Below are 17,045 nucleotides of genomic sequence, written 5' to 3' on the forward strand. Positions count from 1 at the left end.
TCCTGGGGTCAGTGCCGGACGGGGCAGCCCTGCGTGTCGTGCGTGTCGAAGTAGTCGCTCGCCAGCCGGAGCCGGTGGGCGTGCAGCACCATCGCGGTGCCGAGCACGAGCTGGACGACGCTGCGCCAGACGTCCTCCCAGCGGTCGCGCACCCGCAGCCACGCAAGTCTTCGGTGTGGGGTGGACCCGTCGCGGACCAGCAGGCACGGGCCGCGGCTCGGCAACGACCTGGTGTGCGCCACCGAGGAGTGCAGCGTCACGCGCCGCAGCACCTCTCGTGCGGACGCGCGCATCACGACGGGGGACAGGCGCCAGGCCGGGCACGGGCGGTTGGCGGCGACGCCGAACGGGATGTGGTGCTCGTTGCGGGCCGCGGTGTTCTCCCACCGGCCGGGGTCGAACACCTCGGGGTTCGCGTAGCCGGTCGAGTGGTAGGCGGGGTAGCTGAAGCACAGCACCGACCCCGCCGGGAACGAGGTGTGCTCGTCCAGCTCGATGTCGGCGGTGGTGATGCGGTGGGCGATGCCGAAGAGCGGGTAGAGCCGGAAGGTCTCGTCGAGGACGTGGGCGAAGTACCGGTCGTCGCCCGCCCGTGCGGCGACGTCGGGGTGCTGGGCCAGCGCGAGCAGCAGGTGCGCCATCGCCTCGGACATCTGCACGACGGCGGTGTTGAAGTAGGTGCCCTGCAGGTAGTGGACCTGCTCGGCGGGGGACAGCGTCTCCGGCAACGGGTGGCGGACGGCCGCGAGCCGTCGTGTCAGGTACCGGGTCAGCTGCGCTCGTCGTCTCGGGTGGCGCAACCCCGTGCACTTCAACGAGGTGACGACGTCCGTGGCGTGCGCGACGATCAGGTCGCGGGCGTGGCGCGGGCACGGTTCGCCGAACACGACCTCGTAGAAGTACTCGGCCCACACCGGCATCATCAGCTCGCGCAGCCGCACCTCGGTGACGTTCCCGTCGAGCACCTCGTCCAGCACCTTCGCGGTGCAGCGGGTGGCGGCGGCCGACAGGTCGGCGCTCGACCCCGCCAGGAACGCGCGGGTCGCGCGGGCCACGTCGTCGTAGCGCTGGCCGGCCTCCAGGTGTTCCTGGTGCACCTCGGGTCCGGGGGCGAGCCAGTACCAGAACAGGTCCGAGAGCCCGGCGCCCTTGCTGCGGCCGTTCGCGGCGGGGTGGCTGTAGAGCTCCTGGAACCGGTCGGGGCCCACCTGGTCGTTCGGGAAGGTGAGGGCGTTGTCGCCGTTGACCTTCTCGAACACCTTGGCGCGCAACGCGACCACCCGTGCGGGCAACCGGCTCAGCACCGGGTCACCACCATGTCGCGGGTCAGCTCGCCGCCGCACATCGTCAGGACGTGCAGGAACTCGTCGCGCAGCACGTCGAGCACCCGCCGCACGCCGGCCTCGCCGTCCGCGGCCAGCCCCCACAGCACCGGCCGGCCGATGCCGACCGACGTCGCCCCGAGGGCCAGAGCCAACGCGATGTCCGCTCCACTGCGGACACCGCCGTCGAGCACGACGGGCACCCGTCCGGCGACCGCGTCGGCCACGGCGGGCAACGCGTCCACCGAGGCGGGCACGACGTCGAGCTGGCGGCCGCCGTGGTTGGACACGAAGATCCCCGCCACGCCGTGCTCGACCGCGACCACCGCGTCCGCCGGGTGCAGGATCCCCTTGACCCACACCGGGAGCGAGGTCATCCCGCGCAGCCGGCCGAGGTGCTCCCACGACACCCCGGCCGACATCGCGATGCTCCGGAGACCGGGAACGCCCGCCAGGTCCCGCATGTTCTCCGCGGCGAGACCGGCGGGCAGGTCGTGGAAGCCGTGCTCGAGGTCGCGGCGGTGCCGGCCGAACACGGGGGAGTCGGCCGTCACGACCAACGCCTGGCACCCGGCCTGCTCCGCCCGCCGCACCAGCGCTTCCGTGACGGCCATGTCCGGTTGCACGTACAGCTGGAACCACACGGGACCACTGGCGGCCGCCACGACGTCGGCGATCGGCACGGTCGACGCCATGCTCGACACCAGGACCGTGTCGCCGGCTCCGCGTGCGGTGGCCAGCTCGCCGTCGGGGTGCGCGAGCTTGTGGAACGCCGTCGGCGAGATCAGCACGGGAAAGTCCGACCCGGCCTCCCCGCCGCGCAGCACACGGGGGAGCAGGGCGAGGCGCCGGAACGCGGCCTCGTTGCCGGCCAGCACGGTCTCGTCCCCGACCCCGCCCGCGAAGAAGTCGTAGTGGACGGGGTCGAGCACCGCACGGGCCTTGTCGTGCAGCTCCGTGAGCGCCGGGTTCACCAGCGGGCGCCCAGGAACGAGCGCAGCGGCGCCTTGTGCACCTGCTCGCTGTCCCACTCGTTCTCGAGGTTCTCGGTGATGTGGTGCTCGGCGAGCAGCTCGCCGACGCGGAAGTGCCGGACCACCGGGTGCAGGTAGCGGCCGTCGAGCCCGCTGGTGTCCTGCTGGGAGTTGCGGCCGGCGGTGATGTCGAATGGGTTGACCTTGTCGTGGTCCGCGCCGTACTCCAGCGTGACGGTCAGGTAGGTGTCGACGTCGCCGAACTCGCCGCGCGCCACGGCCTCGTGCAGGTGCGCGACCGGCACTTCCTCCAGGTAGCGCGCGGTTCCGTCCTCTCCGACGAGGACCGCGTCGGAGAGGAACGCGAAGAGCTGCCACAGCGCGGAGGTCCGGTTGACCCGGTCGATGACCGCCTCGGTGATGTCCGCGACGGCGACGGCCCGGCTCGGCCAGTCCACGCCGTGGTAGCGCTGCTCGGCGATCCGGTGCAGCGCCCGCACCCCGTAGCGGAAGCCGTGGATGAAGCCGCTGGTCGACTTCTTGAAGTCCCTGGCCTGCGTGATCGTGCCCGCGAAGAACAGGTCCGGCACGTTGACCGACTCCCACGCCGGCGTCTGGTCGGGGAAGCGGTCCTTGATCGTGAGCTGCGGCCGGCACTCGGCGGAGAAGATCGAGGCGTCGAACCGGAACCCGGTCGCGAGGATCACCCGGTCGTAGCGGATCTCCTTGATCACCTCGTTGACCCGCTGGAAGCTGACCTTGACGAGGTAGTCGTCGCCGTCGCGGCGGATGCCCGCGATGTGCCCGTCCAGCACCGCGTTCTGCGACTTGAGCTGGTAGGTGTCGAGGAAGTTGTTGTTCACCGCCCGCAGGTGGCCGACGAAGTGCGTCTGCCAGGCCAGCTTCAGCGAGCCGGGGCCCGCGACGTGGATGACCGACGCCGTTTCGACGAGCGCGTCCGCGGTCTCGAACGCCGAGTTGCCGCGCCCGATGATCAGGACCTTCTTGCCGACGAAGTCCTGCGGGTCCACCGACACGTCGTAGTAGTGCTCGGCGTGTTCGACGCCCTCGATCTCCGGCGTGTACTTCTGGGACACGCCCGTCGCGACGATGACCCGCTTCGCCCGGTAGGTGCCGCCGTGCTGGTCGTGCACCACGAAGTCGTCGGGCCGCGTCACCGACACGACCCTGGTGTCGTAGCGGATCGGCAGGTCGTTCTTGACGGCGAAGTCGCCGAGGTAGCGGACCATGTCGTCGGCGTCGGGGAAGTAGCGCGGGGTGTAGCCGGTGAACAGCAGCTCGGGGTCGTCGGACAGCAACGAGTTCCAGTCGACCCGCAGGTTGAGCTCGGGGTCGTCCCAGCCGGTGTGGATCTTGTTGATGGAGATCAGCTGGCGGTGCCGGGGGAAGCGGGTGAAGAACGTCCCCGCCGCCGTGCCGGCCTCCAGCACGATGTGGTCCCGGCCGGCCTGCTTGAGCAGGTAGGACGCCTGCAGCCCCGCCGGACCGGCGCCGATCACGAGACACTCGGTCGAAACCTCGCTGGACACGACGTTCTCCTTCACGCAGTCAGCTGACGCTTGTCGGGTTTGCCGCTCGGCGCGACAGGGGGTTCGGCGATGGCGGTGACGCGCACGGGGGCGCTCGCGGCGCCCAGCCGCGCGGTCACGAGCTCCCGGAGCTCCCCGAGCTCGGGGACGCGGCCGGCCCTCGGCACGACGAACGCGTGCACGGCCTCACCCGTCTCGTCGTCCGGCACCGCGACGACGTAGGCCTCCGCGACGTCCGGGTGCTCGGCGATCGCGTGCTCGATGGGGCCGATGTAGTGCAGGTTCGCGTTGACGATCACGACGTCCCTGACCCGGCCGGTCAGCACGAGGTTGCCGCCGTCGTCGAACCGGCCGAGGTCGCGCGTGCGGACCCAGCCGTCCACGAAGACCTCGGCCGACTCCTCCTGGTTGTCCCAGTAGGAGCTCGCCTGGGCCGGGGTGCGCACGAACAGCTCGCCGTCGCGGATCTCCACGTCGGTCGGGGGTCTGCCGACGGTGCCGGGCGGGTCGGCGGGCGTGGCCATCGAGATCATGCCGGTCTCGGTCTGGCCGTAGCCGTGGAACAGCACCGGGCCCAGCACGTCGAGGGCCTCGCGGTGGCGTTCTGCGGTGAGCGGTGACCCCGAGACCAGCAGCGCCTTCAGCGTCGACAGGTCGGCGGGATCGGTCCTCTGCGCGGCGACGAGCTTGGCCAGGCCGGGCACGGTGATCACCCGTGCCGTGGCGCGCAGCCGGGTGATCGCGTCGGCGGGGTTGCCGGCGGCGACGACCGTGCCGCCCGCGGTGAGCGTGAGGACCGCGTACTCGAACATCACGTAGCTCGACAGCGACCCGAACACGAGGTAGCGGTCGAGCCTGGTCGCCAGGTCCCTGATCACCGGGGGCCACGCGTCCGGCCGCACGTTCCAGGCGTTGGAGATCGAGGCGTAGGTCTGCGCGCACGCCTTGGGCGCGCCCGTGCTGCCGCTGGTGTGGATCAGCCGGGCGACGTCCTCCGGCCTGCCGGAGCACTCCAGGGCAGCAGCGGGGGAGGTGAGCAGGTCGGCGACCTCCAGTCGCGGGAGCGCCGTGCCCAGGTCGTCGTCCGCGTCCGTCACCACCGCCGCGATGTCGAGCCCGAGCAGATGCCAGACCTGGGCGTCGGTCAGCCCCGGCCGCACGCCGACCACCCGCGCGCCCACCGCGTGCGCCGCCAGGATCGCCGCGAACGCCTCCGGGTTCACGCCGAGCAGCAGCGCGAGCCCGTCGCCGGGCCCGAGGCCCTTGGCGCGCAACCCGGTCGCGATCCGCGCGACGAGGTCGAGTATCTCGGCGCCGGTCACCACACGGGTGCCGTGCTCGAACACCGGCCGGTCCGCGGCGGCGCCGAGCACGTCGAGCACCGCGCGCGGGAACGGCTCGGCGTCACGCGCCGGCAAGGCATTCCTTCACGAACACGCTGAGCGGCTGGTGGTGCACGTCCGGCAGGTCCCAGTCGTTCTCCAGGTTCTCCGCCAGGTGGTGCGTCGCGGACAGCACGCCGTTGCGGTAGTAGCGGACCACCGGGTGCAGGTAGCTCGCGTCGGCCGCGTTGATCGCGTCGTTCTCGGCGACGCGCGGGACGTTGATGTCGAACGGGTCCACGGTGTCGTGGTCGGGCCCGTACTCGAGCGTCGTGACGAACCGGTGCTCGCCGGGGCCCAGCCCGCCGTCGGCGACGTAGGCGACCGGCACCTCCTCCTCGTACCGCGCGCTGTCGCCGTCGACGGTCACGACGTCGCCGATGACCGCGAACTGCTGCCACAGGCACGAGGACGTGTTCACCCTGGCGATCACCGCGTCGCTGATCGCCTCCGGGGAGAGCTCCAGCTCGGTCGCGGGCCACGGGGTGTCGTGGTGGCGGGCGTTGAGGACCCGGTGCAGCGCGCGGGCGCCGTAGCGGAAGCCGTGGATGAAGCCGCTGGTGGACTTCTTGAAGTCGCGCGACTGCGTGATCGTGCCGGCGAAGTAGAGGCCGGGGACGTTCGTCGACTCGAACGCGGACGTCAGCTGCGGGAACCGGTCCTTGATGATCAGCGTCGGCTTCACGCTGTCGTCGAAGATCGAGGCGTCGAACCGGAAGCCGGTGCACGCGATGATCCGGTCGTACTCCAGCTCGCGCAGCTTCTCGACCGTGCGCGCGTAGCGGAACTGGATCCGGAAACCGCCTTCCGGCCGGGGCTCGATGCGTTCGACGGTGCCGTCGATGACCGCGTTCTCGCTCTTGAGCTGGTAGGTGTCGAGGAAGTTGTTGTTCACCGCCCGCAGGTGCCCGACGTAGTGGGTCTGCCAGGCGAGCTTCACCGAGTGCGGCCCGGCGACGTGGATGACGGCCGCGTGCTCGACCAGCGCGTCGGCGGTCTCGAAGCCCGAGTTGCCCTTGCCGATGACGAGGACCCGCTGGTCGGTGAACGAGGCGGGGTCGGTGTCGAAGGTGTCGTAGCGCTCGGCGTGCTCGATGCCGGGGATCGGCGGCACGTGGAGCTGCGAGACGCCGGTGGCCATGACGAGGTGCTTGGCCTGCCAGTTCTCGCCGCCGTGGTCCTGGACGGTGAACAGGTCGCCGTCGCGGGAGATCCGCGTGACGTCGACGCCGTAGTGCACCTTCAGCCCGTCGGCGACGTCCTGGAAGTAGCGCACGATGTCGTCGGCGTCCGGGAAGTACCGGGGGGAGTAGCGGGTGAACAGCAGCTCCGGGTCGTCGAGCAGCAGCGAGTTCCAGTCCATCCGCATCCGCCGCTCCGGGTCGGTGGACCCGGTGTGGACCTTGTTGATGGAGATGAGCTTGCGGTGCCGCGGGTACCGCGTGAAGAACGTGCCGGCCCCGCTGCCGCGCTCGAGGACGGCGTAGTCGCGACCGTCCCGCTCGAGCAGTGCGGCGAGCTGCAAACCGGCCGGTCCCGCGCCGATGATCAGGTAGTCGTACGCCATGGCGGGGAAGCTACCCAGACGATCTCAGAACTTTCTGAGATCGCGTGCCTACCGTCCGTGCTGTGACGACGACCGCCTCAGACACGTCCGTGGACCTCGGCTCACCGCTGACCGTCCCGCAGCTCCTGCGCGCCGCCGCACCGATCGAGGTGCTGGTCGGCGCGGCCGTGGAGGACCGGGTGGCACAGGGCCGCGCGTACCTGCGCACGTTGTTCGACGACGAGCGGCCGGTGTACGGCCTGAAGACCGGTTTCGGCGCCCTGGTGGGCTACGCGGGCCGTTCCGACGCCGCCGACCAGTGCGACAACACCCTCGCACACCTCGGCGCGGGCCAGGGACCCGACCTCCCGCTGGACGTCGCCAGGGCCGCGCTGCTCGTCCGCACCTGGTCGCTCGCGCAGGGCCTGTCCGGAGTCTCCGCGCACGTCGTCTCGGGCCTCGCGGCGATGTTCGCGACCACGTTCGTCCCGGCCATCCCGCGCTACGGCTCCGTCGGCGCCAGCGGCGACCTCATCCCGCTCGCCTACGCGGCCCAGGCCCTGCGCGGCCGCGGCCACGCCTACGTCGACGGCACCCGCCTACCGGCCTTCGAGGCCCTCGCCGCCGCGGGCCTGTCGTCTCTGGAACTCGACGGCCGCGACGCGCTGGCCCTGGTGAACGGCACGTCCGTCACGACCGCCGCCACCGCCCTGGCCCTGTCGTCGATCCGCGCCTCCCACCGCGCCCTGACCGACCTGACCTGCCTGCTGGTCGACGTCCTCGGCGCCGGCCCCGGCTTCACCGACCCCCGCCTGATCGCCGCCTTCGGCCACACCGGCGCCGTCGCGGTGGGCACGTCCATGCGCTCGATGCTCGCGGGATGCGTCCCCACCGGCGAACGAGCCCTGCAGGAGCCCTACAGCATCCGCTGCGCACCCCAGCTGCTCGGCGCCGCCGAAGACGCCCTGCGCTACGTCGACGGCGTGGTGGCGGCAGACCTCGGCGGCGTGAGCGACAACCCGCTGTTCTTCCCCGACGACGACCTGGTCGCCCACGGCGGCAACTTCTTCGGCCAGCCCGCCGCCTACGCCGCCGACGTCCTGGCCATGGTCACCGCCTCCCTGGGCAACCTCGCCGAACGCCAGCTCGACCTCCTCGTGGACCCCGCCCGCAACACCGGCCTGCCACCCATGCTCGCCGCCGGCCCCGGCCAGCAACACGGCCTGCAGGGCGTGCAGCTCGCCACCACCGCGTTCGTGGCGGAGATCCGCCGCAACGTGCTGCCCGCCAGCACCCAAAGCCTGCCGACCAACCTCCACAACCAGGACGTCGTCCCCTTCGGCACCCAGTCCGCACTGCGCTCCTACGACCTCGCCGACCTGCTACGGCTGTTGTGCGGCTCGCTGGCCCTGGGCCTGCGCCAGGCCGTGCACGTGGGCGGCCGCCGCCCGACCGCGTCCCGGTGCGCTGGGTTGCTGGAGGCGCTGGAGGCCGCGATCGAGCCGGTGGACCCGGACCGGCCGCTGGACGAGGACGTGCGGGTGGCGGCGGAGGTGGTGGAAGCCGGCGGCTGGTGAGGTCCGGTGGCATGCGGTGACGCACCCTCGCAAACTGGCGCACCCCGCAAGCTGGTGACGCCCGGCAGGTGGAGCGGACCGGCAGTCGTCCGACAATCGCGAAACTGTCAGACCAGCTCGGTACTTTGGGCCGCGGGGGACGCGAAATCGAGGGGTACCCCCGCGTCAGCCTGCTCCGCGAACGGCGCGCACCGGCCGCGGTCTGCCGCGCACCTCGTCGACCCGCCCAAACCGTCAGACCAGCTCGGTACGGTGGGTCGCGGGGGACCCTGAACCCAGGGGGACCTCCGCGCCAGCACGCCCAGCCAACGGCACCCGCAGCGTGAACCGAGCCCCCAACCCGGGCCGTCCCACCGCCTCCACCGACCCGCCGTGCCCGGTCACGACCTCCCGCACCAGCGCGAGCCCCAGCCCGAACCCGCCATGCCCGCCAAGCCCACCGTGCTCACCAGACCGGGCGGGCCCTCCAGACCCACCGTGCTCACCAGACCCACCGGACCCTCCTCCAGACCCGCCGCGGAACCGCTCGAACAGCCCGTCCGCCTCCCGCGGGTCGAACCCCCGGCCGGTGTCGGACACCACCAGCTCCACGAACCCGTCCGCCGCCGCGACCCCGACGGAGATCCGCCCGCCCTCCGGCGTGTGCCGCACGGCGTTGGCCAGCAGCTCGTCGACCGCCCGGCGCAGCGCCGTCTCCACGCCGCTCACCACCAGCGGGTGGCCGGGGTGGGCCAGCACGAGCGTGATCCGCCGCTGCGCCGCCCGCTCGGTCTCGCCGACCACGGCGGCCTCGGCCACATCCGCGAGGTCCACCGGCCGGCCTTCCCAGGCGCCGAGCTGCGACGACCGCAGCAGGTCGTCCACCACGTCCGCGAGGCCGCGGATCGAGCGGGCGAGGGCGTCGAGGTTGTCGCGTTGCGCGTCGGGCACGGTCGCGGCGAGCAGCTGGGCGCGCAGGTGGGCGCGGGCGATCGGGGTGCGCAGCTCGTGGCTCGCGTCCGTGACGAACCGTTGTTGCCTGGTCAGCGCCTCCGCCAGCGGGCCGATCGCGCGGCGGCTCACGCCCAGGCCGATCAGTGCCGCCACGACCAGGCCCGCGGCCTGCGCTATGCCCAGCGCGAGCAGCAGGTGCCAGCGGTCCGAGAGCTGGTAGCGCAGGTCGAACACCGCCTGCACCGTCGTGCCGTCCGCGCCGGGGGCCGTCAGCACCTCGTACCGCGTGCCGTTCGCGGCCACCGACCGTTCGACGGGCACCCCCGAGGCGACCACGGCGTCGAGGTCGGGCCGCAGCGGGAAACCGGCGGGCACGGCGAGCACGCCCTGGTCCAGCACGCCGTTCTCCAGCGTGAACACCCACGCGCACCGCGGGGCGACGTCCGGGACGCCGTACCGCGCGTTGTACTGCAGCTCGCGCGTCACCTGCGTCTGCTGGGCCTGCGTCATGACGAGGTACGCGATGCCGCCGACGAACACGATCATCAGCGTGATCGCGGCGCCGACCAGCACGCTCACCCGCAGCCGGGCCCGCCGGACCTCCGCCTCCGCCTTCACAGCGCCCCCAACCGGTAGCCGATCCCCTGCACGGTGAGCACGACCGACCGCCCGACCTTGGAGCGCAGGTAGTGCACGTAGGTGTCCACAATGGACTGCGACGGGGCGTCCTGGAACACCGTCCGCCGCAGCGCCGCACGCGTGTGCACGGTGTCCGGGTGGGTGGCGAGGACCCTCAGCAGCGCGAACTCCCGCGCCGTCAACGGGACCTTCTCGCCGTCGGGCAGCACGACCTGGTGCTGTTCCAGCTCCAGCCGCGCGGCGCCGATGCTCAGCACCGCCGCGAGCTCCGCCGCCCGCCGGCACAGCGCCCGCAGCCGCGCGGTGAGCTCACCCAGGTCGAACGGCTTGGTCAGGTAGTCGTCGGCGCCCGCGTCGAGGCCCTCGATCCGGTTGTGCACCGAGCTCATCGCGGTCAGCATCAGCACCTGGGTGCGCAGGGACCGGGACCGCAACCGGGACACCAGGTCCAGGCCGTCGAGCACGGGCAGGCCGCGGTCGATCACCACCACGTCGAAGGGCTGGGTGAGCGCGAGGTGCAGGCCGCGTTGCCCGTCGAACGCCGTGTCGACGACGTACCCCTCGCGGCGCAGCACGGCCGCGAGCATTTCCACCAGCTCCCGGTCGTCCTCGACGAGGAGCACCCGGAAGGGGTGGTCCGTCCCGGACTTCGAAATCCCCCGCACACCAACACAATCGCACGCGAAAACGCGCCCGGCCAGGCTGCCGGGTCAGTGCAACAGCTGATCAACAGGAACGTTTTTCCGCCCGGTGGAAGCGGATTCGCGGCCAGGAGGAACAACGGCGTGCAGCGTTCGGCGGACACCGCGATAGGCCTCTGAACCGAACAAGCGGAAAAAGACCGGGCAATTCAACGATAAACATGTGAACAGCCGCACGGCGCGACCTGCGGCCGCTCCGCCGGTGTGAACGGCTACCAGGCCGGGGCGACCGCCGACGTCGTCCGCTGACCGCCCACCCAGCCCGCGGTGGCTACAGCGCGCAGGACGTCGTCGCCCTCGACGAGCTGCCCGTGCGGACCGAGCACGTCCGAACCGCCCTCGTGCCAGCGCACCGGCAGCTTGCCGTGGCGTTCGAGCAGCCCGGCGAACTTGGCGCTCAGCTTGGCGCTGCCGATGTGCACCCACCGGCTGGGGAACAGCTCCAGCAGCTCGACCGTCGCCGGGCTGAGCTCGGGCACGACGATGACGCCGTGGTCGCGCCCGTACTCGACGAGGTCGCGCAACGCGTCGGGGTCGCCCTCGGGGAAGACGTGCAGCACGTTGAGCTTGTAGGCGGCCATCCGGTCGATCGTCTGGCGCATCTCGGCCGGGGCCAGCAGCGCGCTCGACACCCCGCGCCACGCGAACGCGGGGGAGTCGCGCACGTCGGCGGCGCGCACCGTGCCGTCGCGGGTCATCAGCTGCCGGAACGACTGCACGCCGTGCCGCAGCCCCGCCTGCGTGCCCGCGCGCAGCATCACCGCGTCGTTGCTGACCAGCAGGGCGTAGCCCTCGGGACCGAGCCCGCGCATCGCCGGGTCGTGCGACACCATCAGCATGCCGTCGGGCGACTCGGCGAGCAGGTACCCGGTCTGCCGGAACACGTGCTCGCGCAGCAGCGCCGCCGCGGTGCGGGCCTGCCCGGTCACCCGGACGGTCACGTCTTCGGTCAGGACGAACGAGCCCGTGCGACGGGGCGCGCTCGCAGGCATGGGAACGATCACCGGTTTCTCCTCCAGCGGTCCAACGCTGGCAGTATCAGGGGAGTTCCGGCAAGCGGACGCGGAACGTCGTTCCGACACCTGTTGTGCTGATCACATCGACCGTCCCGCCGTGCGCCTCGACGAGCTTGCGCACGATCGCGAGCCCCAGCCCGCTGCCCCCTGTGCTGCGGGAACGCGACCGGTCGGCCCGCCAGAACCGGTCGAAGACGTGCGGCAGGTCGTCCTCGGAGATGCCCGGACCGGTGTCCGCGACGGCGATGAGCACGTGTCCAGCATCCGGGACGGCGGCGAGCGTCACCGACCCTCCGGCAGGCACGTACCGCACCGCGTTCGCGACGAGGTTGTCGAGGACCTGCCGCAGCCGCACCGCGTCCGCGTGCACCACCAGCGAAGGGTCCGCGGCCACCGACACCGAGACACCGGCCTGCGTCGCGCGGGGCTCGTGCGCCGCGCGGACCTGCTCCAGCGCGGCCGCGACCGGCACCGGTTCGACGGTCAGCCGCAACGCGCCCGCGTCGGCCACCGCGAGGTCCTGCAGGTCGTCCACGACGTGCTGGAGCACCAGCGCTTCCTTGAGCAGCAACGCGACCAGCGCCGGGTCGAGCGCGCTCACCCCGTCCTCAGCCGCCTCCAGCCAGCCCCTGATCGTGCTCAACGGCGTGCGCAGCTCGTGGGCGACGTCGCCGACCAGCGCCTTGCGCGCCTGCTCCAGCTGCGCCCTGTTCGCCGCCATCGTGTTGAACGCCCTGGTCAGCCCCGCGATCTCGTCCTGCCCGCGCACCGGAACCGGCGGGATGTCGCCGCCGGCGGACATGTGGTGCGCCGCGGCCGTCAACGCCCGCAGCGGCCGGGTGATCCGCGCCCCGGCGACCGCCGCCACCCCGATCGCGGCCAGCAGCACGGCCGCCGCCGCGCCTGCGACCTGCCACTCGTTGCCGGACAACGAGATCGCGGTGGTGGGCGGGCCGGCCGGGGTGGACAGGTAGAGCAGGGCGGGCGCCGCCACGTACGGGGTGAGCTGCTCCTTGCGGGAGGAGGTGACGCAGGCGGCGACGGCCGGTTCGTCCGGTGGTTGCACGACCGACTGCTTGAGCGCGGGCGTGTAGTCGGGGTCCAGGTCGACCGGCGGCAGCGCGCGGCGCGCGAGGCAGGCGTTGACGAGCTCTTCGAGGTCGAGCAGCGCGGCGAAGTCGGCGGCGGTGTCGAACCGGAGGTCGCCCTCCCGGCAGTCGAGCCGCGACTGCTCCCTCCTGACGAGCCGCAGGCAGTACAGCGACCCGGTGGTGTCCTCGCGGTCGCGGAAGGCGATCGGGGTGCGGAACGGGCCCAGCACGCGGGCGTCGATGCGGTCGGCGGGGGCGTCCGGCACGAGCACCGGGTCGACCGCCAGCGGGTCGACGACCGCCGCGGCCGTCGCCGGGAGCTGGCCGCCGTCGCCGCCGCGGTCGGCGACCGTCCTGCCGTCCTTGGTGACCAGCACGAGCCGGCGGTTCGGGTGCTCCTTCACCAGCGAGTCGAGCCAGCCGTCCACTTCGGACCAGTCGCGGTGCGCGGCCGCGTAGCCGAGCAGCGCGGTGTAGATCCGGTTGTCCGACGCCAGCTCCCTGCCCTGCTCCCGCTCGATCGACGCCTTGGTCAGCTGGGTCGCGAGCCACGCGGTCGCGGCGATCGAGCACACCGCGATCAGCACCACGACCAGCAGCAGCCGTGCGAAGACGCTACGGCGCGCCACGACGCCCGGCCGTGAGCTTGTAGCCGATGCCGTACACCGTGACCAGGTGCTCCGGCGACCGGGTGTCCGTCTCGATCTTGCGGCGCAGGTTCTTGACGTGCGTGTCGATCGTGCGGGCGGTGAGGAAGCTGTCGAGGCCGTGCATCCGCTCCAGCAGCTGCTCGCGGGAGAACACCCGGTCCACTTCGGACGCCAGCACCTCCAGCAGCCCGAACTCGCCGGGCGTGCACTCGACCGGCTCGCCGCGCACCGTCACCTCGTGCCGCACCGGGTCGACGACGATCGGCCCCACCGCGAGCAGCGGGACGGGCTTGTCCGCCGGCCGCCTGCGCAGCAACGTCCGCACCCGCGCCACCAGCTCGCGGGGGCTGAACGGCTTGGTCATGTAGTCGTCCGCGCCGATGCCGAGCCCGTGCAGCAGGTCGTCCTCGGTGGACCGCGCGGTGAGCATGAGCACCAGCACGTCCGAGTCGGCCCGCAGCGCGCGGCAGACGTCGAGGCCGCCCAGGCCGGGCAGCATCAGGTCGAGCACGACGAGAGCGGGACCGCGGGAGCGGCACACGTCGAGCGCGTCCCGCCCGTCGTGGACGACGAGCACCCGGTGGTGGTCCTGCTCCAGGTAGCGGCGGACCAGCTCTGCCTGGTTCTCGTCGTCCTCGGCGACCAGGATGAGAGCGCTCACCGGGCGATCATAAGGACGCCCTCCGCGGGGACACCGGTTCCACACGAGATCCTCACAAGTGCCTTCCAAGATCCACGGCATGCGCAACACCGTCATCGCGGCCACGCTGCTCGTCGTGGCCGTCGCCGCGATCTTCCTGGTCGTGCGGGGGAGACCGGACGAACCGGCCGCGGCGCCGCCACCGGCGGTGAGGACCACGACCGTGCAGAAGGGCGACCTCGCGAACACCCGCCTGCTGCAGGGGAACCTCGGCTTCGGCGCCGCCCGTCCGGTCAAAGGGGGCACCGGCACCGTCACGAAGCTGCCCGCCGCCGGTCAGGCCACCGAGCTGGGGCGGGAGCTGTACCGCGTGGACGACCAGCCGGTGGTCGTGTTCTACGGCGCGACACCGCTGTTCCGCACGCTCGACACCCTGGGCGTCAAGGGCTCGGACGTCGCGGTGGTGATGGACAACCTCGCGGCGCTCGGCTACCAGGTCGGCACGCGTCCAGGGGACGTGGCGAAGGCCGAGCTCACCCCGCGCGTGGTCGAGGCGCTGAAGAAGTGGCAGAAGGCCGTGGGCGTCGAGCAGAACGGCGTCCTCGCTCCCGGCCGGGTGCTGGTGCTCGACCGGCCGATGCGCGTCGGCACGGTGAAGGCCCAGCCCGGCGCGCCCGCGGCGGAGGAGCTGTTCGAGCTCACCCCGACCACCCGGCTGGTCACCGTCCAGGTGCCGGTGTCCGAGGCCGGCGCGCTGAAGGCAGGAATGCCGGTCGTGGTCGTGCGACCGGACAACCGCGAGGTGCCCGCCGAGGTCACCTCCGTGACGAACGCGCCACCGCAGGAGAACGGCGGCGGGCCGAAGGTCGACGTCGTGGTCACGCCCGACACCCCGGCGGACGTGGCGGACCTGGACACCGCCCCGGTGCGCCTGAAGATCACGACCGAGAGCCGGACGGGCGTGCTGACGGTGCCGCTGGCGGCGCTCGTCGCGTTGAAGGAGGGCGGGTACGCGGTGCAGGTGCCCGGCGGTGGGCTGAAGGCCGTGAAGACGGGTCTGTACTCGCAGGACCTGGTCGAGGTCTCCGGCGACGGCGTCACCGAGGGCCTGGAAGTGGTGACGGCCCAATGAGTCCCGTGCTCGCGTTGCGTTCGGTCAGCAAGCGCTACCCCGGCGGCGTGACGGCGCTCGACGACGTGTCGCTGCAGGTCCGCTCGGGTGAGTTGCTCGCGATCGTGGGACCGTCGGGTTCCGGCAAGTCGACTTTGCTGCACCTCGTCGGCACGCTCGACCTGCCGTCGTCGGGGACGGTGGAGATCGACGGCCAGGACGTCTCGACGTTGTCCGACCGGAAGCTGTCGGCGTTGCGCGGCAGCAGGCTCGGGTTCGTGTTCCAGCAGTTCCACCTCTCCGACGCGCTCTCGGCCACCGAGAACGTCGCCACCGGCCTGCTGTACGCGGGTGTGCGCCGCAAGGACCGTCGTGAGCTGGCGGTGCAGGCGCTCGAACGGGTCGGTCTCGGCCACCGCGTGGACCACCGGCCGCAGCAGCTCTCCGGCGGCGAACGGCAGCGCGTCGCGATCGCCCGCGCCGTGGTGAACAGCCCGTCGCTGGTGCTCGCCGACGAACCGACCGGCGCGCTCGACACGGCGAACGGCCGCGCGGTCCTGGATCTGCTGCGGGAGCTGAACGCCCAGGGCACGACCATCGCGTTGATCACGCACGACCGCGACGTCGCCGCCTCGCTGCCGCGCCGCGTGGAGCTGCGCGACGGCCGGATCGTCGCCGACTCCAGCACCGCCGCGGGTACCGCGACCGAGCGGACCGTCGTGATCCGGAGCGTGCGATGAGACGTCTGTCGTTCGCCGACCTGCTGTCGCTGGGGTCGCTGGGCATCCGCACCCGGCGGCTGCGCGCCGCCTTGTCCGCGCTCGGCATCGCGCTGGGCATCGCCACCGTCGTGGTGGTCACCGGCATCCCGGCGTCGAGCCAGCAGGCCCTGCTCGACGAGCTGACCGCGCTCGGCACCAACCTGCTGCGCGCCCAGCCGTCCCCGCGCCAGGAGAACCCGGTGCTGCTGCCGGAGTCCTCGGTCGCGATGGTCCGGCGCATCGGCCCGGTCACCAGTGCCGCGGCCGTCGCCAACACCCACGCCCGCGTCCGCCGCAACGACCTGCTCGACCCCGGCCACAGCTCCGACCTCACCGTCCTGGCCGCAACCCCCGGCCTGCTCGACGCGGTGAACGGCCACCTGCGCAGCGGCGAGTTCCTGCCCCGCCCGGACTTCCCGTCGGTGGTGCTGGGCCACGTCGCGGCGTCCCGGCTCGGCATCCAGGACGTCGGCGAGCACCCGGCGGTGTTCGTGGGGGACAGCTGGTTCACGGTCGTCGGCGTGCTCGGCCCGATGCCGCTCGCCCCCGACGTCGAACGCTCGGTGCTCGTCGGCTGGGAGGCCGCCCGCACCCGGCTGGGCTTCGACGGCCACCCGACCGTCGTGTACGTGAAGGCCCGCGAGGAGTCCATCGAGGACGTCCGGGCCGTGCTGCCGGCGACGTTGTACGGCGAGGTCCCCGGCCTCGTGCAGGTGTCACGGCCGTCCGACGCCCTGGCCGCGAAACGCGCCACCCAGAACTCCTACAGCGCGCTGTTCCTGGGCCTCGCGGGCGTGGCGCTGCTGGTCGGCGGCGTCGGCGTGGCGAACACGATGGTGATCTCCGTGCTGGAACGCCGCAGCGAGATCGGCCTGCGCCGCGCCCTCGGCGCCACCCGTGGCCACATCCGCGTCCAGTTCCTGACCGAGGCCGTCCTGCTCTCCGGCCTGGGCGGCCTCGCGGGCACCGCACTCGGCGCGCTCGGCGTCGCCGGCTATGCCACCTGGCACCGCTGGCCCGTCGTCCTGCCCCCGCCGGTCCTGGCCACCGGCCTGCTGGCAGCGTTCGTCGTGGGCGCCGCCGCAGGTCTGCACCCCTCCATCCGCGCCGCCCGGCTCACGCCGACGCAGGCGCTCTCCGTGTGAAAGGTTC

The 17,045-nt window shown here is 72.3% G+C and carries 14 protein-coding genes; 4 read left to right on the forward strand and 10 right to left on the reverse strand.

The features are described 5' to 3' along the window. Window positions 1-8 precede the first annotated feature (8 nt). Genes ACFWV3_RS01580 through ACFWV3_RS01600 form a run of 5 tightly spaced genes read right to left on the reverse strand, consistent with a single transcriptional unit; the run spans window position 9 to window position 6,795 of the window. Complete coding sequence (locus ACFWV3_RS01580; protein WP_382407023.1) at window positions 9-1,304, reverse strand: cytochrome P450; 1,296 nt, start codon at window positions 1,302-1,304, stop codon at window positions 9-11. Further along, window positions 1,298-2,296 (reverse strand): alpha-hydroxy acid oxidase, encoded by a 999-nt coding sequence (locus tag ACFWV3_RS01585; RefSeq protein WP_382407025.1) that lies wholly within the window; start codon window positions 2,294-2,296, stop codon window positions 1,298-1,300. The genes ACFWV3_RS01580 and ACFWV3_RS01585 overlap by 7 nt, the downstream gene beginning before the upstream one ends. Then, complete coding sequence (locus ACFWV3_RS01590) at window positions 2,293-3,846, reverse strand: NAD(P)-binding domain-containing protein (protein WP_382407027.1); 1,554 nt, start codon at window positions 3,844-3,846, stop codon at window positions 2,293-2,295. The genes ACFWV3_RS01585 and ACFWV3_RS01590 overlap by 4 nt, the downstream gene beginning before the upstream one ends. An 11-nt stretch (window positions 3,847-3,857) precedes the next feature. Further along, a complete protein-coding gene (locus tag ACFWV3_RS01595) occupies window positions 3,858-5,264 on the reverse strand; it encodes a class I adenylate-forming enzyme family protein (RefSeq protein WP_382407029.1) in 1,407 nt (468 codons plus the stop codon). After that, window positions 5,251-6,795, reverse strand: coding sequence for an NAD(P)-binding domain-containing protein (locus ACFWV3_RS01600; protein ID WP_382407031.1), 1,545 nt, complete (start codon window positions 6,793-6,795; stop codon window positions 5,251-5,253). Before ACFWV3_RS01600 ends, ACFWV3_RS01595 begins: the two co-directional genes overlap by 14 nt. Before the next feature lie 62 nt (window positions 6,796-6,857). Between ACFWV3_RS01600 and ACFWV3_RS01605 the strand changes: the two genes are divergently transcribed. Beyond that, window positions 6,858-8,351 carry an aromatic amino acid ammonia-lyase gene (locus ACFWV3_RS01605; protein WP_382407033.1) on the forward strand — a complete coding sequence of 498 codons (1,494 nt, stop codon included), beginning with the start codon at window positions 6,858-6,860 and terminating at the stop codon, window positions 8,349-8,351. Window positions 8,352-8,585: 234 nt separating this feature from the next. Here the strand turns inward: ACFWV3_RS01605 and ACFWV3_RS01610 are convergent, their stop codons facing one another. From ACFWV3_RS01610 to ACFWV3_RS01630, 5 genes are all read right to left on the reverse strand, one after another. Next, a complete protein-coding gene (locus ACFWV3_RS01610; protein WP_382407035.1) occupies window positions 8,586-9,902 on the reverse strand; it encodes a sensor histidine kinase in 1,317 nt (438 codons plus the stop codon). Further along, on the reverse strand, window positions 9,899-10,588 hold the full coding sequence (locus ACFWV3_RS01615) for a response regulator transcription factor (RefSeq protein ID WP_382407037.1): 690 nt from the start codon (window positions 10,586-10,588) through the stop codon (window positions 9,899-9,901). The genes ACFWV3_RS01610 and ACFWV3_RS01615 overlap by 4 nt, the downstream gene beginning before the upstream one ends. 248 nt (window positions 10,589-10,836) lie before the next feature. Further along, window positions 10,837-11,628 carry a glycoside hydrolase family 20 zincin-like fold domain-containing protein gene (locus tag ACFWV3_RS01620; protein ID WP_382407039.1) on the reverse strand — a complete coding sequence of 264 codons (792 nt, stop codon included), beginning with the start codon at window positions 11,626-11,628 and terminating at the stop codon, window positions 10,837-10,839. Window positions 11,629-11,662: 34 nt separating this feature from the next. Further along, window positions 11,663-13,360 carry an ATP-binding protein gene (locus ACFWV3_RS01625; protein WP_382407041.1) on the reverse strand — a complete coding sequence of 566 codons (1,698 nt, stop codon included), beginning with the start codon at window positions 13,358-13,360 and terminating at the stop codon, window positions 11,663-11,665. Continuing rightward, window positions 13,347-14,042, reverse strand: coding sequence for a response regulator transcription factor (locus ACFWV3_RS01630; RefSeq protein ID WP_382407043.1), 696 nt, complete (start codon window positions 14,040-14,042; stop codon window positions 13,347-13,349). The genes ACFWV3_RS01625 and ACFWV3_RS01630 overlap by 14 nt, the downstream gene beginning before the upstream one ends. Window positions 14,043-14,121: 79 nt before the next feature. Between ACFWV3_RS01630 and ACFWV3_RS01635 the strand changes: the two genes are divergently transcribed. Genes ACFWV3_RS01635 through ACFWV3_RS01645 form a run of 3 tightly spaced genes read left to right on the forward strand, consistent with a single transcriptional unit; the run spans window position 14,122 to window position 17,038 of the window. Further along, window positions 14,122-15,153: a peptidoglycan-binding protein gene (locus ACFWV3_RS01635; protein ID WP_382407045.1), complete on the forward strand. Its 1,032-nt coding sequence runs from the start codon at window positions 14,122-14,124 to the stop codon at window positions 15,151-15,153. Further along, entirely contained in the window at window positions 15,150-15,872 is a 723-nt protein-coding gene (locus tag ACFWV3_RS01640; protein WP_382407047.1) for an ABC transporter ATP-binding protein, read from the forward strand. The genes ACFWV3_RS01635 and ACFWV3_RS01640 overlap by 4 nt, the downstream gene beginning before the upstream one ends. Next, window positions 15,869-17,038, forward strand: a complete 1,170-nt coding sequence (locus ACFWV3_RS01645) for an ABC transporter permease (RefSeq protein WP_382407049.1) — start codon at window positions 15,869-15,871, stop codon at window positions 17,036-17,038. The genes ACFWV3_RS01640 and ACFWV3_RS01645 overlap by 4 nt, the downstream gene beginning before the upstream one ends. The last annotated feature ends 7 nt before the right edge of the window (window positions 17,039-17,045 follow it).

Source organism: Lentzea sp. NPDC059081, assembly GCF_042738015.1.
Taxonomy (GTDB): Bacteria; Actinomycetota; Actinomycetes; order Mycobacteriales; family Pseudonocardiaceae; genus Lentzea.

What these genes read in the sequence shown, in the direction of transcription:
- ACFWV3_RS01600 (WP_382407031.1), bottom strand. Translation starts at nt 6,795, where the DNA reads ATGGCGTACGACTACCTGATCATCGGCGCGGGACCGGCCGGTTTGCAG.
- ACFWV3_RS01635 (WP_382407045.1), top strand. Translation starts at nt 14,122, where the DNA reads ATGCGCAACACCGTCATCGCGGCCACGCTGCTCGTCGTGGCCGTCGCC.
- ACFWV3_RS01640 (WP_382407047.1), top strand. Translation starts at nt 15,150, where the DNA reads ATGAGTCCCGTGCTCGCGTTGCGTTCGGTCAGCAAGCGCTACCCCGGC.
- ACFWV3_RS01645 (WP_382407049.1), top strand. Translation starts at nt 15,869, where the DNA reads ATGAGACGTCTGTCGTTCGCCGACCTGCTGTCGCTGGGGTCGCTGGGC.